Annotated in this window: 17 protein-coding genes; 10 read left to right on the top strand and 7 right to left on the bottom strand. The window is 54.7% G+C overall.

The window, feature by feature from the left end; translation table 11 throughout:
* Positions 1-246: 246 nt before the first annotated feature.
* From ftsX to ftsY, 3 genes are read right to left on the bottom strand one after another with little or no spacing between them, the layout of a single operon-like run.
* On the bottom strand, positions 247-1305 hold the full coding sequence (gene ftsX / locus FDW88_RS11260; RefSeq protein ID WP_096759225.1) for a permease-like cell division protein FtsX: 1059 nt from the start codon (positions 1303-1305) through the stop codon (positions 247-249).
* Complete coding sequence (ftsE, locus tag FDW88_RS11265; protein ID WP_003023420.1) at positions 1298-1966, bottom strand: cell division ATP-binding protein FtsE; 669 nt, start codon at positions 1964-1966, stop codon at positions 1298-1300. Before ftsE ends, ftsX begins: the two co-directional genes overlap by 8 nt.
* 2 nt (positions 1967-1968) lie before the next feature.
* Positions 1969-3489, bottom strand: a complete 1521-nt coding sequence (gene ftsY, locus FDW88_RS11270; RefSeq protein ID WP_137362567.1) for a signal recognition particle-docking protein FtsY — start codon at positions 3487-3489, stop codon at positions 1969-1971.
* Positions 3490-3763: 274 nt separating this feature from the next.
* Here ftsY and rsmD point away from each other — a divergent pair, with 274 nt between their 5' ends.
* Both rsmD and FDW88_RS11280 read left to right on the top strand, forming a co-directional pair.
* Positions 3764-4360 carry a 16S rRNA (guanine(966)-N(2))-methyltransferase gene (rsmD, locus tag FDW88_RS11275; protein ID WP_096759222.1) on the top strand — a complete coding sequence of 199 codons (597 nt, stop codon included), beginning with the start codon at positions 3764-3766 and terminating at the stop codon, positions 4358-4360.
* Entirely contained in the window at positions 4350-4625 is a 276-nt protein-coding gene (locus tag FDW88_RS11280; protein WP_096759221.1) for a DUF1145 family protein, read from the top strand. Before rsmD ends, FDW88_RS11280 begins: the two co-directional genes overlap by 11 nt.
* A gap of 66 nt (positions 4626-4691) precedes the next feature.
* Here the strand turns inward: FDW88_RS11280 and FDW88_RS11285 are convergent, their stop codons facing one another.
* Positions 4692-5063, bottom strand: a complete 372-nt coding sequence (locus FDW88_RS11285) for a DUF2500 domain-containing protein (protein ID WP_137362568.1) — start codon at positions 5061-5063, stop codon at positions 4692-4694.
* 141 nt (positions 5064-5204) lie between these two features.
* On the opposite strand from FDW88_RS11285, the gene FDW88_RS11290 reads away from it, so the two are divergent.
* Complete coding sequence (locus FDW88_RS11290; RefSeq protein WP_096759219.1) at positions 5205-5831, top strand: lysoplasmalogenase; 627 nt, start codon at positions 5205-5207, stop codon at positions 5829-5831.
* A gap of 75 nt (positions 5832-5906) precedes the next feature.
* Positions 5907-8117 carry a Zn(II)/Cd(II)/Pb(II) translocating P-type ATPase ZntA gene (gene zntA / locus FDW88_RS11295; protein WP_137362569.1) on the top strand — a complete coding sequence of 737 codons (2211 nt, stop codon included), beginning with the start codon at positions 5907-5909 and terminating at the stop codon, positions 8115-8117.
* 101 nt (positions 8118-8218) lie between these two features.
* On the opposite strand, the gene tusA is transcribed toward zntA, so the two are convergent.
* Positions 8219-8464 (bottom strand): sulfurtransferase TusA, encoded by a 246-nt coding sequence (tusA, locus tag FDW88_RS11300; protein ID WP_003827551.1) that lies wholly within the window; start codon positions 8462-8464, stop codon positions 8219-8221.
* Between the two features lie 169 nt (positions 8465-8633).
* Here tusA and FDW88_RS11305 point away from each other — a divergent pair, with 169 nt between their 5' ends.
* Both FDW88_RS11305 and FDW88_RS11310 read left to right on the top strand, forming a co-directional pair.
* Complete coding sequence (locus tag FDW88_RS11305; RefSeq protein ID WP_096759217.1) at positions 8634-9299, top strand: 7-cyano-7-deazaguanine/7-aminomethyl-7-deazaguanine transporter; 666 nt, start codon at positions 8634-8636, stop codon at positions 9297-9299.
* A 72-nt stretch (positions 9300-9371) separates the two neighbouring features.
* Positions 9372-9929 (top strand): DcrB family lipoprotein, encoded by a 558-nt coding sequence (locus FDW88_RS11310; protein WP_115257264.1) that lies wholly within the window; start codon positions 9372-9374, stop codon positions 9927-9929.
* A 3-nt stretch (positions 9930-9932) separates the two neighbouring features.
* On the opposite strand, the gene FDW88_RS11315 is transcribed toward FDW88_RS11310, so the two are convergent.
* Complete coding sequence (locus FDW88_RS11315) at positions 9933-11150, bottom strand: MFS transporter (RefSeq protein ID WP_137362570.1); 1218 nt, start codon at positions 11148-11150, stop codon at positions 9933-9935.
* A 132-nt stretch (positions 11151-11282) separates the two neighbouring features.
* Between FDW88_RS11315 and FDW88_RS11320 the strand changes: the two genes are divergently transcribed.
* Complete coding sequence (locus tag FDW88_RS11320) at positions 11283-12332, top strand: AI-2E family transporter (RefSeq protein ID WP_096759214.1); 1050 nt, start codon at positions 11283-11285, stop codon at positions 12330-12332.
* A 63-nt stretch (positions 12333-12395) separates the two neighbouring features.
* Entirely contained in the window at positions 12396-12986 is a 591-nt protein-coding gene (gene acpT / locus FDW88_RS11325; protein WP_137362571.1) for a 4'-phosphopantetheinyl transferase AcpT, read from the top strand.
* Here acpT and FDW88_RS11330 read toward each other — a convergent pair.
* Complete coding sequence (locus tag FDW88_RS11330) at positions 12978-13484, bottom strand: phenolic acid decarboxylase (RefSeq protein WP_135911256.1); 507 nt, start codon at positions 13482-13484, stop codon at positions 12978-12980. The two genes, acpT and FDW88_RS11330, sit on opposite strands and share 9 nt — an antisense overlap.
* 99 nt (positions 13485-13583) lie before the next feature.
* On the opposite strand from FDW88_RS11330, the gene FDW88_RS11335 reads away from it, so the two are divergent.
* The gene (locus FDW88_RS11335) at positions 13584-14444 is read left to right on the top strand and encodes a LysR family transcriptional regulator (RefSeq protein WP_117342497.1); all 861 of its coding nucleotides are present in this window, start codon (positions 13584-13586) and stop codon (positions 14442-14444) included.
* Positions 14445-14526: 82 nt separating this feature from the next.
* Positions 14527-14928, top strand: coding sequence for a nickel-responsive transcriptional regulator NikR (nikR, locus tag FDW88_RS11340; RefSeq protein WP_096759193.1), 402 nt, complete (start codon positions 14527-14529; stop codon positions 14926-14928).
* Positions 14929-15281 lie beyond the last annotated feature (353 nt).

Genomic DNA, 15281 nt, shown 5'->3' on the forward strand with positions numbered 1-15281 from the left:
TCTCAATCTATATCATCTGGCGCGTTGAAAAATCGACAGCAACAACCATGCCAGAGCTTATGAGCAACGAGAATATCATTCAATCTTTTATCAGACAGTGATTTTATCCACAAGTTCCATGTCGTACTGTGTATACATTACGCACAAAATGTGACATCACAATGACTATGTCGGGAAGAGACAACAGGGACTCTTTCCCTGCAGAGCGAACTTCTCAGTGCAGGGAAAGATTATACCAGAGATTTTTTAATCGGGGGTAAAGTGGCGTAAATGTTGGACCGTGGCAAGCCAGGCTGCCACCCAGCCAATCATTGAGCACACCAGCAGCAGCAGCAGGCACTCGTCGAATGATAAGCCGTTGATATCAAATTTAGTTCCAAAAACCTGTGCCACTTCAGTGACCGCTGAAGACAGACGCATCACCAAAATTTCTGACAAAATCAGTGAAAGAAAAGCGCCCGAAAAGCCAAGCAGCGCTCCGCCGTAGAGGAACGGTCGCAGGATAAACCCATCCGTTGCACCAATCAGTTTCTGTACGTTGATGGTATCGCGACGGGCAAAAATGCTCAGTCGTACGCTGTTGCCGATAACCAGGAACACCGCGGCCACCATCAGCACGCCAATCATTGCCGAAACGCGCCCCACCAGACTCGTCAACGCCGCCAGCCGCGCAAACCAGCTGTCATCCATGCGCACTTCATCAATACCATTGATTTGTGCCACCCGATCACGCAGTGTGTTCAGCGACTCCGTGCCCTGGAAATCCAGTTTTGGGATAACCACCGCCACGGCCGGCAGCGGGTTCTCTTCCAGCATATCCAGCGCACCGCCAAAACCAGACCAGTTACGGAATTCACCCAGCGCATCGTCGCGGGAAAGATAATTCACCTTCTCCACGCCCTGCTCGGCCTGCAATTGACCAACCACCCGCGCCGCCGCGTCATCATCCAGCGTTTTCTGCAAATACACGGTGATCTGCGGGGACGGATAATACTGGCTTGCCGCCTGGTTTACGTTCTTATAGACCATGTAACACACACTCGGCAGCGTCAGGGAGATGGCGATCACCATCACCGTCAGGAACGTCGCCAGCGGCTTGCTTTTCAGGTCCTGTAACGCGCCCTGGAACGCATAGCGCACCTGCTCGTTAAAGACATTGGTTTTACGTGAGTTCGGCTTTGGTGAGGATTTTGCCCGCTTCGGCGCGTTGCGTCCCCCGTCACCTGGCGCACCGCCCGATTTACGAAAACGGTCCAGTCGCCCACCGAACTGTTTGATTTGATTAATAGCGTCACGTCTATTCATGCGCCAGGCCTCCATGCAGGTGTCCGTCGCTCAGGACCATCTGGCGATAGGAACGACGGGAGATCAGCCCAATGTCGTGCGTCGCCATTAATACCGTAACCCCGACGCGGTTGAACTCTTCGAACAGGCGTAAGATCCCCTCCGACAACGCATCATCGAGGTTCCCGGTCGGTTCATCCGCCAGCAGTACCGCAGGTTTATTCACCACCGCACGGGCAATTCCCACACGCTGCTGCTCACCGCCGGAGAGTTGAATCGGGAAATTCTTCGCTTTGTCCAACAGCCCGACCTTGTCCAGTGCCGCTGACACGCGGCGACGAATATCGTCCCCGCTGGCACCCGCGATAATCAGCGGAATCGCCACGTTGTCAAAAACGGTCCGATCCATCAGCAGATGGTGATCCTGAAAAATCATGCCGATCTGGCGACGCAGAAACGGCACTTCACGGTTTTTCAAACGGCTGATGTCATGCCCGCTGAAGTAGATTTTCCCGGCACTGGGCCGTTCAATCCCACAGATCAGCTTCAGCAGGGTACTTTTCCCCGCACCGGAGTGGCCGGTCAGAAACGCCATCTCGCCAGGCTGCATATGGAATGTGACTCCCTGCAGCGCTTGTCTCCCACCGAGATAGGCCTTGCTGACATGTTCAAAGCGAATCATTGTTAATCCTCTCGGGCAAAAAGTGCCTCTATAAAATCGTCCGCTTTAAACGGACGTAAATCCTCGATACGTTCGCCCACACCGATGTAGCGGATAGGGATGCCAAACTGGTCGGCAACCGAGAAAATTACCCCACCTTTCGCCGTACCGTCCAGCTTGGTCAGGGTAATACCGGTCAAACCCACCGCTTCATGGAACAGTTTGGCCTGGCTTATGGCATTCTGCCCGGTACTGGCGTCAAGGGTCAGCATAATTTCATGCGGCGCATCTTCGTCGAGCTTTTTCATCACGCGAACGATTTTTTTCAATTCTTCCATCAGATGCGCTTTGTTCTGCAAGCGACCTGCGGTATCGGCGATCAACACATCAACGTTACGCGCCTTCGCCGCCTGGATGGCATCAAAGATAACGGACGCGGAATCCGCGCCGGTATGCTGTGCAATAACCGGAATGTTGTTACGCTGGCCCCAGACCTGCAGCTGCTCGACCGCCGCCGCACGGAAGGTATCTCCCGCAGCCAACATCACCGATTTTCCCTGCTGCTCGAACTGACGCGCCAGCTTGCCGATGGTGGTGGTTTTACCCACACCGTTCACACCAACCATTAAGATAACAAACGGCGTCTTACCATCCACATTTAGCGGTTCATCAACCTTCGCCAGAATCTCGCCCATTTCATCTTTCAGCAGACCGTACAGCGCTTCAGCATCTTTAAGCTGCTTGCGGCTGGCCCCTTCCGTCAGGTTGGCGATGATCTTCCGGGTGGTTTCGACCCCCACATCGGCGATCAGCAACTGCTCTTCCAGTTCTTCAAACAGATCATCGTCGATCTTTTTACCGCGGAACAGACTGATAAATCCGGAACCGAGGTTTTCTTTGGTTTTTAGCAGGCTGCGTTTCAGACGCGCAAAGAAACCTTCTTTCGTCGGTTTCTCCTGTTCCTGTACCGTTTCTTCTTCTGCTGGCTCTTCTACAGCAGGTTCTTCTACGACAGGTTCTTCTACCGGCACAACCATGACGGCTTCTTCTACCGCTTCAGCAGCCAGCGCCTGCGCTTCCAGTTCTTCGTCGGCCAGCTGCGGTTCGTTTTCTGCTTCTTCTTCAACCGCTTCAACAATTTCAACGGTTTCCGCTTCCGCCTGCCATTCTTCTGGCGAAATTTCTTCAGTTTTTACTTCTTCCGGCAGCGGTAACTCTTCGTGTTCGATAACCGCCGTTGGCGCAGGGGCTTCAACAACCGGTTCAACCTCCGGCTGCGGTTGCTCGACCACAGGTTCTGGTTCAGGCTGCAGTTTTTCGATTTCTGCAACCTGTTCAGTGACTTCCACAACTTCAGCCGCAAAGGCCTCCGTTTCGGCTTCGCTATGAGTTTCCTGCGCGCGCGGCTGTTCCTCAACAACGGCAGATTCTTCTACAACCTGTTGTTGTTCTTCGTTTTTTAATTCTGTCTCGTTTTCCGGTGCCTGCTCTTTTTGACCAAAGCCCAGCCAGGAAAAAAAGCCACGTTTTTTCTCTTTCGCCATTTGCGACTACACTCCCCGCTGTTGCTTCATGGCACAGCGTCAACGCTATGTACATAGCAGCTAAAAAAATGATGAAATAGTCTATCACTTATACCCAATGAATTTCGAGTTACGTCAAGGCGGCAAGCGCACGAATCCCGATGAGCTTACTTTAGTAAGTGATTCGGGTGAGTAAGTGCAGCCAACGAAGAGGTCACTTGAAAGGCGACGGGTTAACTTAACTCACATCACCGCCTGGAATGACATGCTATAGGCGGATTGAGCAATAATAGAAATGAAAAAACCGAATCACTCAGGCAGCGGCCAGATCCGCATTATTGGCGGGCAATGGCGCGGCCGTAAACTCCCGGTTCCGGACAGCCCGGGTCTGCGACCCACTACTGACCGTGTCCGCGAAACGTTGTTTAACTGGCTGGCACCAATGATGGTCGATGCCCAGTGTCTGGACTGCTTTGCTGGCAGCGGTGCGCTGGGGCTGGAAGCACTCTCCCGTTATGCCGCAGGCGCAACGCTTCTGGAAATGGATCGGGCGGTGTCTCAGCAGCTACAAAAAAATCTCGTCACGCTGAAGGCCAATCACGCCCGCGTCGTCAACACCAATACGCTGGCGTTTCTGGCTCAGGCGGGGTCGCCGCATAATGTGGTGTTTGTTGATCCGCCGTTTCGTAAAGGATTACTGGAAGAAACATTAACGCTTCTGGAAACGAATGGCTGGCTGGCAAACGAGGCGTATATTTACGTTGAGAGCGAAGTCGAAAACGGCCTGCCGCCGGTTCCGGTTAACTGGTCGTTGTATCGTGAAAAAGTCGCCGGCCAGGTTGCCTATCGCCTGTATCAACGTGAAGCACGAGGAGAACACCATGCTGATTAACCTGGGACGCCTGCTGATGCTGGGCGTCTGGGCATTCTTGCTGCTCAACCTTTTTCAGCCCTTCCCGCGCCCGCTCAATATCTTCGTTAACGTGGCGCTGGTGTTTATGGTGCTGATGCACGGCATGCAGCTGGCGCTGCTAAAAAGCACCCTGCCGAAAGACGGCCCGCAGATGACCACCGGCGAGAAAGTGCGTATTTTCCTGTTCGGCGTGTTTGAGTTGCTGGTCTGGCAGAAGAAGATTAAAGATCAGTTGAAGAAGTAGCCGTGATCTTTTCGCCCGGCGGCGCGTTGCGAGCCGGGCCCACAGACTTGTAGGCCGGATAAGGTATCAGCCGCCATCCGGCAGTCGTTGGGTAAAATCAACAAAGCGCGACCCTTTGTAACTCAGCGTGCCTTTATCGCCGACCGTTAACGCATGATACTGCTGTGCATCCAGGCGAAACGTCTGCTCCATTCCCCCGCTAAGTGGCTTAAAGCTCGCTTCATAACGCATGCTGGTACCCGCTGGAGTCACTTCCTGCTGGCGCGAACGTCGGTCATTCAGCGGTTTTTCCCGCTTATTGCTCACCACAACCTGCTTTTGCACCAGCGGCGCGGCATCATTATCCGCTTTTTCCCGGCGCTGTTGGACAAAGCGAAACGATGCGGCGACAACGATTAATACAATGATAACAATGAAAAAAAGTGGTGGCTTACTCATTTTATTAACCCATCAGAAAATGCGGAAATAAGCATACCCTGCCTGTTATGGTGTTGTCATCTGGCGGTATCGACCTCTACACTGGACAGAAGAGCCGTAAGCACCCCGCTTACGAAAAAATAACGAATTCAAGGAACTAAGATGCTTTGGTCGTTTATCGCTGTTTGTCTTTCCGCATGGCTGTTCGTGGATGCGTCCTATCGTGGTCCCACCTGGCAACGCTGGGTCTTTAAACCCCTGACATTATTGCTGCTGTTGCTGCTGGCCTGGCAGGCGCCAATGTTTAATGCCATCAGCTATCTGGTGCTGGCCGGCCTGTTGGCCTCGCTGCTCGGCGATGCGCTGACGCTGTTGCCGCGTCAACGCCTGCTGTACGCCGTGGGGGCGTTTTTCCTGTCGCATTTGCTCTATACCATCTATTTCGCCAGCCAAATGACGATGTCATTCTTCTGGCCTCTGCCGCTGGTGCTGCTGGTATTGGGTGCCCTGCTGATCGCCGTGATCTGGACGCGGCTGGAAGAACTGCGCGTCGCCATCTGCACCTTTATCGGCATCACTCTGATGATGGTCTGGATGGCTGGCGAGCTGTGGTTCTTCCGCCCAACCGCCCCGGCGCTATCGGCATTTATGGGTGCCTCATTGCTGTTCATCGGCAATATTGTCTGGCTGGGTAGTCATTATCGCCGCCGCTTCCGCGCCGATAACGCCATTGCCGCCGCCTGCTACTTCGCCGGACATTTCCTGATTGTACGTTCACTGTACCTTTAAAAACGCTTGACTCTGGAGTCGACTCCAGAGTGTATCCTCCGGTTAAGACGAAATGATTATCAACCGGAGGATGCCATGTCGACGCCCGATACCAATGGCAAAAAGGCCCCACAATTTTCTTCATTCAAGCTCGCGCCTGCACCGCAGAAGGTTGATGACTGCTGCAGTGAAGGCCGTTGCTCGACAGCCGCACCCTCACCCACGCCCGTATCCAATACGGTGGACGGCACGCGCTATACCTGGAAAGTCTCAGGCATGGATTGCGCCGCCTGCGCGCGTAAAGTTGAAAATGCGGTCCGCCAGGTCAGCGGCGTCAACCAGGTTCAGGTGCTGTTCGCTACCGAAAAACTGGTGGTCGATGCCGGGGCCGATATTCGCCAGAACATAGAAAACGCGGTGCAAAAAGCGGGCTATACCCTGCGCGATGAGCAAGCACCGGAAGCCGCACCCGAGTCGCGGTTTAAAGAAAATCTGCCGCTGATCACCCTCATCATCATGATGGCGATTAGCTGGGGGCTGGAGCAGTTCAATCATCCCTTTGGTCAGATGGCGTTTATCGCCACGACGCTGGTCGGGCTGTATCCCATTGCCCGTCAGGCGCTGCGCCTGATGAAAACCGGCAGCTACTTTGCCATTGAAACGCTAATGAGCGTCGCCGCCATTGGTGCGCTGTTTATTGGTGCCACGGCGGAAGCCGCGATGGTACTGCTGCTGTTTTTAATTGGCGAACGCCTGGAAGGATGGGCTGCCAGCCGCGCCCGCAAAGGGGTCAGCGCGCTGATGGCGCTAAAACCCGAAACCGCAATCCGCCTGCGCAATGGCGAGCGCGAAGAAGTGGCCATTAACAGCCTCCAGCCCGGCGACGTGATTGAAGTGGCTGCAGGTGGGCGCTTACCCGCCGACGGCAAACTGGTCTCCGGCTTTGCCAGCTTTGATGAAAGCGCCCTGACCGGCGAATCTATTCCTGTCGAACGCGCCACGGGCGATAAAGTCCCGGCGGGCGCCACCAGCGTTGACCGCCTTGTCACGCTGGAAGTCCTGTCTGAACCGGGCGCCAGCGCCATTGACCGCATCCTGAAGCTGATAGAAGAAGCCGAAGAGCGTCGGGCCCCGATTGAGCGGTTTATTGATCGCTTCAGCCGCATTTACACTCCGGCCATCATGGCGATCGCCCTGCTGGTCACTCTTGTTCCCCCACTGCTGTTTGCCGCCTCCTGGCAGGAGTGGATTTATAAAGGGCTGACGCTGCTGTTGATTGGCTGCCCGTGTGCGCTGGTGATCTCAACGCCTGCCGCAATCACCTCCGGGCTGGCGGCAGCGGCGCGGCGTGGGGCGCTGATTAAAGGCGGAGCCGCGCTGGAGCAATTAGGTAGGGTCACTCATGTGGCATTCGATAAAACCGGTACCCTAACCGTGGGTAAACCGCGCGTGACGGCGATTCATCCGGCGAGTGGCATCAGCGAGTCCGAACTGCTGGCGCTGGCGGCAGCGGTTGAGCAAGGTGCCACGCACCCGCTGGCTCAGGCGATTGTCCGTGAAGCGCAGACCCGTGAATTGACCATCCCGGCAGCACAAGCGCAGCGGGCGTTGGTGGGTTCGGGTATTGAAGCGCAGGTCAACGGCGAGCGGATACTGATTTGCGCAGCGGGCAAACAGCCTGCCGAAGCCTTTGCCGGACAGATTAGCGAACTGGAAAGCGCCGGGCAAACGGTGGTACTGGTGCTGCGCAACGATGCGGTGCTCGGCGTGCTGGCCTTACAGGATACACTGCGTGACGACGCCCTGACCGCCATCAACGAGCTTCATCAGTTGGGCGTAAAAGGCGTGATCCTGACCGGGGATAACCCACGTGCGGCGGCAGCAATTGCCGGTGAGTTGGGGCTGGAATTCAAAGCAGGCCTGCTACCGGAGGATAAAGTTCGGGTAGTGACCAGCCTGAACCAGCAGTCCCCGCTAGCGATGGTTGGGGACGGGATTAACGACGCGCCGGCAATGAAAGCAGCCACCATCGGCATTGCGATGGGAAGCGGCACCGACGTCGCGCTGGAAACGGCGGATGCCGCCCTGACCCATAACCGCCTGCGCGGCCTGGTGCAAATGATCCAACTGGCGCGCGCTACTCACGCCAATATTCGCCAGAACATTGCCATTGCGCTGGGTCTGAAGGGGATTTTCCTGATAACCACGATACTGGGGATAACCGGATTGTGGCTGGCGGTGCTGGCAGATACAGGGGCAACGGTACTGGTGACTGCCAACGCGCTGCGGCTGTTACGGAAAGGGTAATGCCTGTTTCTCGCCTGATGGTGCTTCGCTTATCAGGCCGACTGGCTGTTCGTCATTCGTAGGCCGGATTAGGCGCTTGCGCCGCCATCCGGCAAACAAGCTTACTGACCTTTGCGCACTAAATAGCGGTACGGCAGAGAGTCGGTCTCTTTGGCCACCAGCTCATGTTCCATAAACGTACAAAAGCCGGGAATGTCGCGGGTTGTCGCCGGATCGTCCGCGACAATCAGCAGCGTTTCACCGGCCTGCATGCCGCGCACAGTTTTACGCACCATCATCACTGGTTCCGGGCAGCGCAGCCCTTGGGCATCAAGGGTATGGTCGGGAGAGGTAAACAAATCGCTCATCGTTGTCTCGTTCAATAAAAAACGGCGTTATTTTACGCTCTGTTGGTCAGTAAGCCAATCAGGTTAACGATTGCGTGAAAAACAACCATTGCAAAGCCCTGTTAAAGCAGTATCATGCGACCGTTTTATTGGGTTCCCTCACCCCAATTCTTGACTAAAAAGGTACAATATGACTCCGTTTACACAAACTCAGCGCGTAAAAGCGTTGTTCTGGCTATCGCTATTCCATCTGCTGGTGATCACATCCAGCAACTATCTGGTACAACTGCCGATCACCATCTTCGGTTTCCATACCACATGGGGCGCCTTTAGCTTTCCGTTTATTTTCCTCGCCACCGACCTGACCGTTCGCATTTTTGGCGCACCGCTGGCACGACGCATCATTTTTGCGGTCATGATCCCCGCGCTGTTGATCTCCTATGGGGTTTCCGCGCTGTTTTATATGGGGTCCTGGCAAGGATTTGACGCGCTGCTGCACTTTAATCTGTTTGTCGCCCGTATCGCCGCCGCCAGCTTTATGGCCTACGCACTGGGTCAAATTCTGGATGTGCACGTCTTTAACCGCCTGCGTCAAAACCGCCGCTGGTGGCTCGCACCTACCGCCTCCACGCTGTTTGGCAACATCAGCGATACGCTGGCCTTCTTCTTTATCGCCTTCTGGCGCAGCCCGGATGCCTTTATGGCCGAGCACTGGATGGAAATCGCGCTGGTCGATTACTGTTTCAAGGTGCTGATCAGTATTATTTTCTTCCTGCCGATGTACGGTGTGTTGCTGAATATGTTACTGAAAAGGCTGGCAGATAAATCCGAAATCGCGGCATTACAGACGAGTTAAAGGTTCATTTTCCGAGTTGTGATAAGATGGACGAATGAGCCGTTATGGCCGTTTATCGAAAGGAAGAAGTCAATGCGCAATCTGGTTAAATATGTCGGTATTGGCCTGCTGGTTATGGGGCTTGCGGCCTGTGATAATAGCGATACCAAAGCGCCAGCCGAGGGTGCTGCCGCGGAAAGTAACGCCGCCGGACAACCGGTCAGCCTGCTGGACGGCAAGCTCAGTTTTTCCCTGCCAGCAGATATGACCGATCAGAGCGGCAAGCTGGGTACTCAGGCCAACAATATGCACGTGTATTCTGACGCAACCGGCCAGAAAGCAGTGATTGTGATTGTCGGTGATGACACCAGTGAAGACCTGACCGTGCTGGCCAAACGCCTGGAAGATCAGCAGCGTAGCCGTGACCCGCAGCTGCAGGTCGTCACCAACAAGTCGATTGAGCTGAAGGGCCATACCCTGCAGCAGTTAGACAGCATCATCTCCGCCAAAGGCCAGACCGCTTACTCTTCTGTGGTGCTGGGTAAAGTGGACAACCAGCTTCTGACCCTGCAGATCACGCTGCCTGCTGACGATCAGCAGAAAGCGCAGGCGACCGCAGAGAACATCATTAACACGCTGGTTATCCAGTAACGGTTAAGACGATGACACGGCCTCCGCAGAGTCCTCCGGGGGCCGTTTTTTTAACCGCCAGGTCAGCAATAACGCCACCGCCACCAGCCCGGCTGCCGCCAGATAAATAACCGGTACGCCCGCCCACGTCATCACCAGTCCCGCCAGTGGCCCGGTAATCCCCAGTGAGAGATCCATAAATACCGTGTAGGTCGCCAGCGCAGCGCCCTGATTCTGCTGCGGCACCGCTTTTACCGCCACCACGCCCAGCGCCGGGAACACCAGCGAGAACCCCGCACCTGCCAACAGAACGCCTACTTTTGCCATCCACGGCAGATCCGCCATCCCTACCAGCAGCAGCCCAACTATTTCCACGCTAAAGCAGATCATCGCCACATTTAACCCGCCTAAGCGGTTAATGCCGTTTGGGAATAACAGGCGGGTCCCGACAAACGTACAGCTAAACAGCGTCAACGCGAATGCCGCGCCGTCCCAGCCTTTGGCGTCATAAAACAGCGTGATAAAGGTGGCGATCACCCCAAAACCAGCGGAAGCCAACGCCAGCGCCATACCGTACAACCAGACGCGCCCGAGCACCGCGCGAAACGGCATCGGCTTGCCCTTGCTGGCCTTCACCGCCGGACGTGGCAGCGCCAACATTATTGCTAACAGAGCCACCGCCATGATGGTCAGCGCCAGTCCCTGCAAACCACCCCAGGCGTAACACAGCACGCCCAGCGGCGCGCCTATCGCCATCGCCCCGTAGGTGACGATACCGTTCCATGAAATCACCCGCCCAATGTGTATGGAGCCCACCACACCCACGCCCCACAGCGTTGAACCGGTACCGGCAAAACTTTGCCCAATCCCCAGGATCACACGCCCGAGGCACAGCAACAGTAAGCTCACCATCGGCCAGCCGCTGGTTGTTCCCGCCAGCAAATAGCCCAGGCCACTTAAAAAACAGCCGCACAGCCCGAACACGACAATCTTTTTCGGCCCCAGCAGATCGGCGTATCGCCCCGCATGCGGGCGGCTCAACAAGGTGGCGAAATATTGCAGGCTGATCACAAGCCCAGCCCAGAAGGCGCTAAAACCCATAACATCATGAACATAGCCGGGTAGCACCGCGAGCGGCAAGCCAATAGTCAGGTAGCTGGCGAAGTTAAACATCACCACCGAGACAATACGCAGATTGAGACGAAATCCGTTAAGCGCCGGTTCAGCGACGGGTTCGGGCATGAAGGGTCACCACATTTTTACAACAGTGTTTCATTTCTACCATGTTGCCGGGCAGAAATCAGCAGACAGTTTAGGAATATAGGTCGTAAGCCAGCCGCTACACTTAGAGCAAAACGTAAAAAGGAAGAACACATGACAAGCGCTCAGCCTGATAAAACAGGTTTGCATATTTTGCTCAAACTGGCCGCCCTGGTGGTGATCCTCGCAGGTATTCATGCGGCTGCCGACATTATTGTGCAGCTGCTGCTGGCCCTCTTTTTTGCCATCGTCCTGAACCCGCTGGTGACCTGGTTTATTCGCCGGGGGCTGCGTCGCCCGATTGCCATTACGCTGGTGGTGGTAGTGATGCTGTTCGTGCTCACCGCGCTGATCGGCGTTCTCGCATCTTCAATCACGGAATTCATGGACATGCTGCCAAAGTACAACAAGGAGCTGACGCGCAAGGTCCTCTACGTGCAAGAGATGGTGCCCTTTCTTAACCTGCACATGTCGCCAGAACGTCTACTGCAACGTATTGACTCCGACAAGCTAATGACCTTCACGACCACGCTGATGACCGGGCTTTCCGGCGCAATGGCCAGCGTCTTCCTGCTGGTAATGACGGTGGTGTTTATGCTGTTTGAGGTACGCCATGTTCCTTACAAGCTGCGCTTTGCGCTGAATAATCCGCAGATCCATATTGCGGGTCTGCACCGTGCATTGAAGGGCGTTTCTCACTACCTGGCGTTAAAAACATTGCTCAGCTTATGGACCGGGGCTATCGTCTGGCTGGGACTGGCGCTAATGGGCATTCAGTTTGCACTGATGTGGGGCGTGCTGGCATTCCTGCTTAACTATGTACCCAATATTGGCTCGGTGATTTCCGCCGTCCCTCCCATGCTGCAGGCGCTGCTGTTCAACGGGATTTACGAATGCGTGCTGGTCGGTGCCCTGTTTCTGGTAGTACATATGGTGATTGGCAATATCCTCGAGCCGCGTATGATGGGCCATCGTTTAGGCCTGTCGACGCTTGTTGTCTTCCTGTCCTTACTGGTATGGGGATGGCTGCTCGGCCCGGTCGGCATGTTACTTTCCGTGCCGCTTACCAGCGTGTGTAAAATCTGGATGGAAACTACCAGGGGTGGCAGCAAGCTGGCAATTTTGCTTGGCCCCGGTAGACCGAAAAGTCGATTACCGGGATAGACTTGCAAAAGAGACGTGAAGAATGGTACACAACCCCCATTATGACTAAAGGTTAGCCCTGATATGTACCGGATTGTTCTCGGGAAAGTTTCTGTTTTAAGCGCTGGCGCCCTGCCTCGCGCGTTATATGAACAGGCGCCGCAAGGTGCGCGCCGCACGCGCTGGCTGGCTGGCCGCGTGCTGCTTTCCCATGCCTTGTCACCACTGCCTGACATTGTCTATGGTGAGCAGGGAAAACCGGCATTCTCAGGCGACACGCCGCTGTGGTTTAATCTCAGCCACAGCGGGGATGACATCGCCCTGCTGCTCAGTGATGAAGGGGAAGTCGGCTGCGATATTGAAGTCGTGCGCCCGCGTGATAACTGGCAAACGCTGGCAAATACGGTATTCAGCCAGGGGGAACATGCTGAGGTAGAAGCGGAACATCCGGACCAACAACTGGCCGCATTCTGGCGCATCTGGACGCGCAAGGAAGCCATCATTAAACAGCGTGGCGGCAGCGCCTGGCAAATTGTCAGCGTCGACAGCACCACCCTGACGTCCTCACTCTCTGTCAGTCAGTGCCAGCTCGATACCCTGAGCCTGGCCGTGTGTACGCCAACGCCGTTTACATTGACTGCCGACGCCGTGCAGAGACTGGATACCTTAGCGTAAATTTTCCGGGAAGTTATCCGGCAATTCGCTGGCAGCACAGGCAATAACGCTGTCATTATTCGCCCCGCAGTCACGCACGAAGGTAATGGTCGCGAACTCATCAATCACCTCGGTTGGATACGCCGGGCCCGCATCACGATACGACATCATCAGCGGAATATGGTCATTCTGGAAGCAGACCGTTTTCTCCGGATTGTTGATCACCCAGCGTGGAAAGAAGATGGTGCCGTGAAAAAGTTTGTCGCCCAGGTTTACGATCAAGCTGACGTCGGTTCCGGTCGGTTCGGTCCATGAAATTTTATAAACGCTCTCCCCAACTCGCACAATGTACGCCCGCTGATCTTTCACCCAACGGTTAGCCACAATACCGCTGTGAATACGGTAATCCAGCGTGGTGTCATTTTTCACGTAGATCTCGTAATTCCAGCCATTATCGTAGGTATAGACCAGATGTTTGCCGACAAACCCACTCAAGTCATGTTTATCAAAAGCGCTCATATGCGTTCTCCTCTCAGTTGATGGGGCGATCTTAACGCTTCAAAAATTGGATGAATAACGCTATGTTTACATCATATTCATTCAATTTTTAGATGAGTTATGCATAAGACAACCCTGGAACAGTGGGCCCTGCTGGAAAAAGTGGTGGAGCTGGGTAGCTTTACTAAAGCAGCGGAAGAGACCAACCGTAGTCAGTCTTCGGTGAGCTACAATCTGGCGCTGTTACAGGAGCGGCTCGGCGTGACGCTACTGACGCCGGAAGGCCGCAGAGCTGTATTAACTCCGGCAGGCGAGGTACTGCTCAATCAGGTCAAACCGCTATTGAAGGCTTTTTCATGGGTGGAAACCCGGGCGGCGACTTTACGCAATGGCACGCGAACACGACTGGATTTGATGGTAGATAGCATCTTCCCACGCAAACGCCTGTTCGCGATCCTCAAGCAGTTCCAGCAGGCGTGGCCGCAGACGCAGGTGCGTCTGACTGAAGTGCTGGAGAATGCTGACGATCGGCTGGCGGCACATGCCGATGCGGACGTGATGGTTCTGACCCGGCGTCAGGATGTCACCGGACGCGGTGAATGGTTGATGAATATTGATTTCGTGGCCGTTGCCCACCGCGATCACCCGCTCTGCACGCAGGATACGCCGCTGGATGAAGACGCTTTACGCGCCTGGCCGCTGATACGTATTGCCGATCGCGACAACCCACAGCAAGCGGTTCGCGATGCCTGGACCTTCTCTACCATTGATGCCGCTATTGATGCGGTACTGTATCAGGTCGGTTACGGCTGGTTGCCCGAGGAGCGTATTCAAGCGCAGCTTGATCAGGGGCTATTACGTCCGCTGCCGTTAAGTCACGGCGCTCGCCGTGCCACACCGTTGCATCTGATCGTCAAAGAGACGCTCGCGCCGCTGGATGAGCAGGTAAGCACCCTGCTGCGTTTATTGCGAGCGCATTAACCTTTTCCCCAGATGCCACACGTGTGTTACAAAATACGCTATTTCCGCATGCCCTGTACGCCACATAAAAGGTTAACTTTAGATGCAACGAGTCACTATTACTCTCGATGACGATTTACTGGAAACGCTGGACAGCCTGAGCCAGCGCCGGGGTTATAACAACCGTTCCGAAGCCATCCGCGACATTTTGCGCGGCGCGCTATCCCAGGAAAGCACGCAAGAACACGGCACCCAGGGCTTCGCGGTACTCTCCTATGTTTATGAACATGAGAAGCGTGACTTAGCCAGCCGTATTGTCTCGACCCAGCATCACCACCACGATTTGTCGGTCGCCACGCTGCATGTCCACATCAACCATGACGACTGCCTGGAAATCGCCGTGCTAAAAGGGGACATGGGTGACGTTCAGCATTTTGCCGATGACGTTATCTCCCAACGCGGCGTGCGCCACGGTCATTTGCAGTGCCTGCCGAAAGAAGAGTGACGTCTATTACGTTGCCGGCCACGACTACATCAGATGACGCGTAATATTAAAACGTTATACGGTTTACCTTCACCGTCACTCCCCGGACACTTGTGTAGAGACATTAAAGTTGTATCCTTTAACCTGAAAAAGACTTTAAAGTTGTAAAGTTTTAAAAAAAACACATACAAAACATGATGCTAAGTGTGTATCACACGCTGTTCCAACATTATGCCTTGATGTTCTTGCAGGAACTGCAATTTACAGGAGGAAAAAGGTGTTTTTGTAGTTATCTGGCGTTACGTGACAGTGTTGGTCAGATACTTCCACCTCTTCAGAGTTAAAGGTAAGCGTCGTCTCAGCACCGTCTGGCA

This window comes from Citrobacter sp. wls829 (assembly GCF_005280825.1).
Taxonomy (GTDB): Bacteria; Pseudomonadota; Gammaproteobacteria; order Enterobacterales; family Enterobacteriaceae; genus Citrobacter; species Citrobacter gillenii.

Coding starts and splice junctions, on each gene's coding strand:
- ftsX (WP_096759225.1), bottom strand. CDS start 1,305: ATGAATAGACGTGACGCTATTAATCAAATCAAACAGTTCGGTGGGCGA.
- ftsE (WP_003023420.1), bottom strand. CDS start 1,966: ATGATTCGCTTTGAACATGTCAGCAAGGCCTATCTCGGTGGGAGACAA.
- ftsY (WP_137362567.1), bottom strand. CDS start 3,489: ATGGCGAAAGAGAAAAAACGTGGCTTTTTTTCCTGGCTGGGCTTTGGT.
- rsmD (WP_096759222.1), top strand. CDS start 3,764: ATGAAAAAACCGAATCACTCAGGCAGCGGCCAGATCCGCATTATTGGC.
- FDW88_RS11280 (WP_096759221.1), top strand. CDS start 4,350: ATGCTGATTAACCTGGGACGCCTGCTGATGCTGGGCGTCTGGGCATTC.
- FDW88_RS11285 (WP_137362568.1), bottom strand. CDS start 5,063: ATGAGTAAGCCACCACTTTTTTTCATTGTTATCATTGTATTAATCGTT.
- FDW88_RS11290 (WP_096759219.1), top strand. CDS start 5,205: ATGCTTTGGTCGTTTATCGCTGTTTGTCTTTCCGCATGGCTGTTCGTG.
- zntA (WP_137362569.1), top strand. CDS start 5,907: ATGTCGACGCCCGATACCAATGGCAAAAAGGCCCCACAATTTTCTTCA.
- tusA (WP_003827551.1), bottom strand. CDS start 8,464: ATGAGCGATTTGTTTACCTCTCCCGACCATACCCTTGATGCCCAAGGG.
- FDW88_RS11305 (WP_096759217.1), top strand. CDS start 8,634: ATGACTCCGTTTACACAAACTCAGCGCGTAAAAGCGTTGTTCTGGCTA.
- FDW88_RS11310 (WP_115257264.1), top strand. CDS start 9,372: ATGCGCAATCTGGTTAAATATGTCGGTATTGGCCTGCTGGTTATGGGG.
- FDW88_RS11315 (WP_137362570.1), bottom strand. CDS start 11,150: ATGCCCGAACCCGTCGCTGAACCGGCGCTTAACGGATTTCGTCTCAAT.
- FDW88_RS11320 (WP_096759214.1), top strand. CDS start 11,283: ATGACAAGCGCTCAGCCTGATAAAACAGGTTTGCATATTTTGCTCAAA.
- acpT (WP_137362571.1), top strand. CDS start 12,396: ATGTACCGGATTGTTCTCGGGAAAGTTTCTGTTTTAAGCGCTGGCGCC.
- FDW88_RS11330 (WP_135911256.1), bottom strand. CDS start 13,484: ATGAGCGCTTTTGATAAACATGACTTGAGTGGGTTTGTCGGCAAACAT.
- FDW88_RS11335 (WP_117342497.1), top strand. CDS start 13,584: ATGCATAAGACAACCCTGGAACAGTGGGCCCTGCTGGAAAAAGTGGTG.
- nikR (WP_096759193.1), top strand. CDS start 14,527: ATGCAACGAGTCACTATTACTCTCGATGACGATTTACTGGAAACGCTG.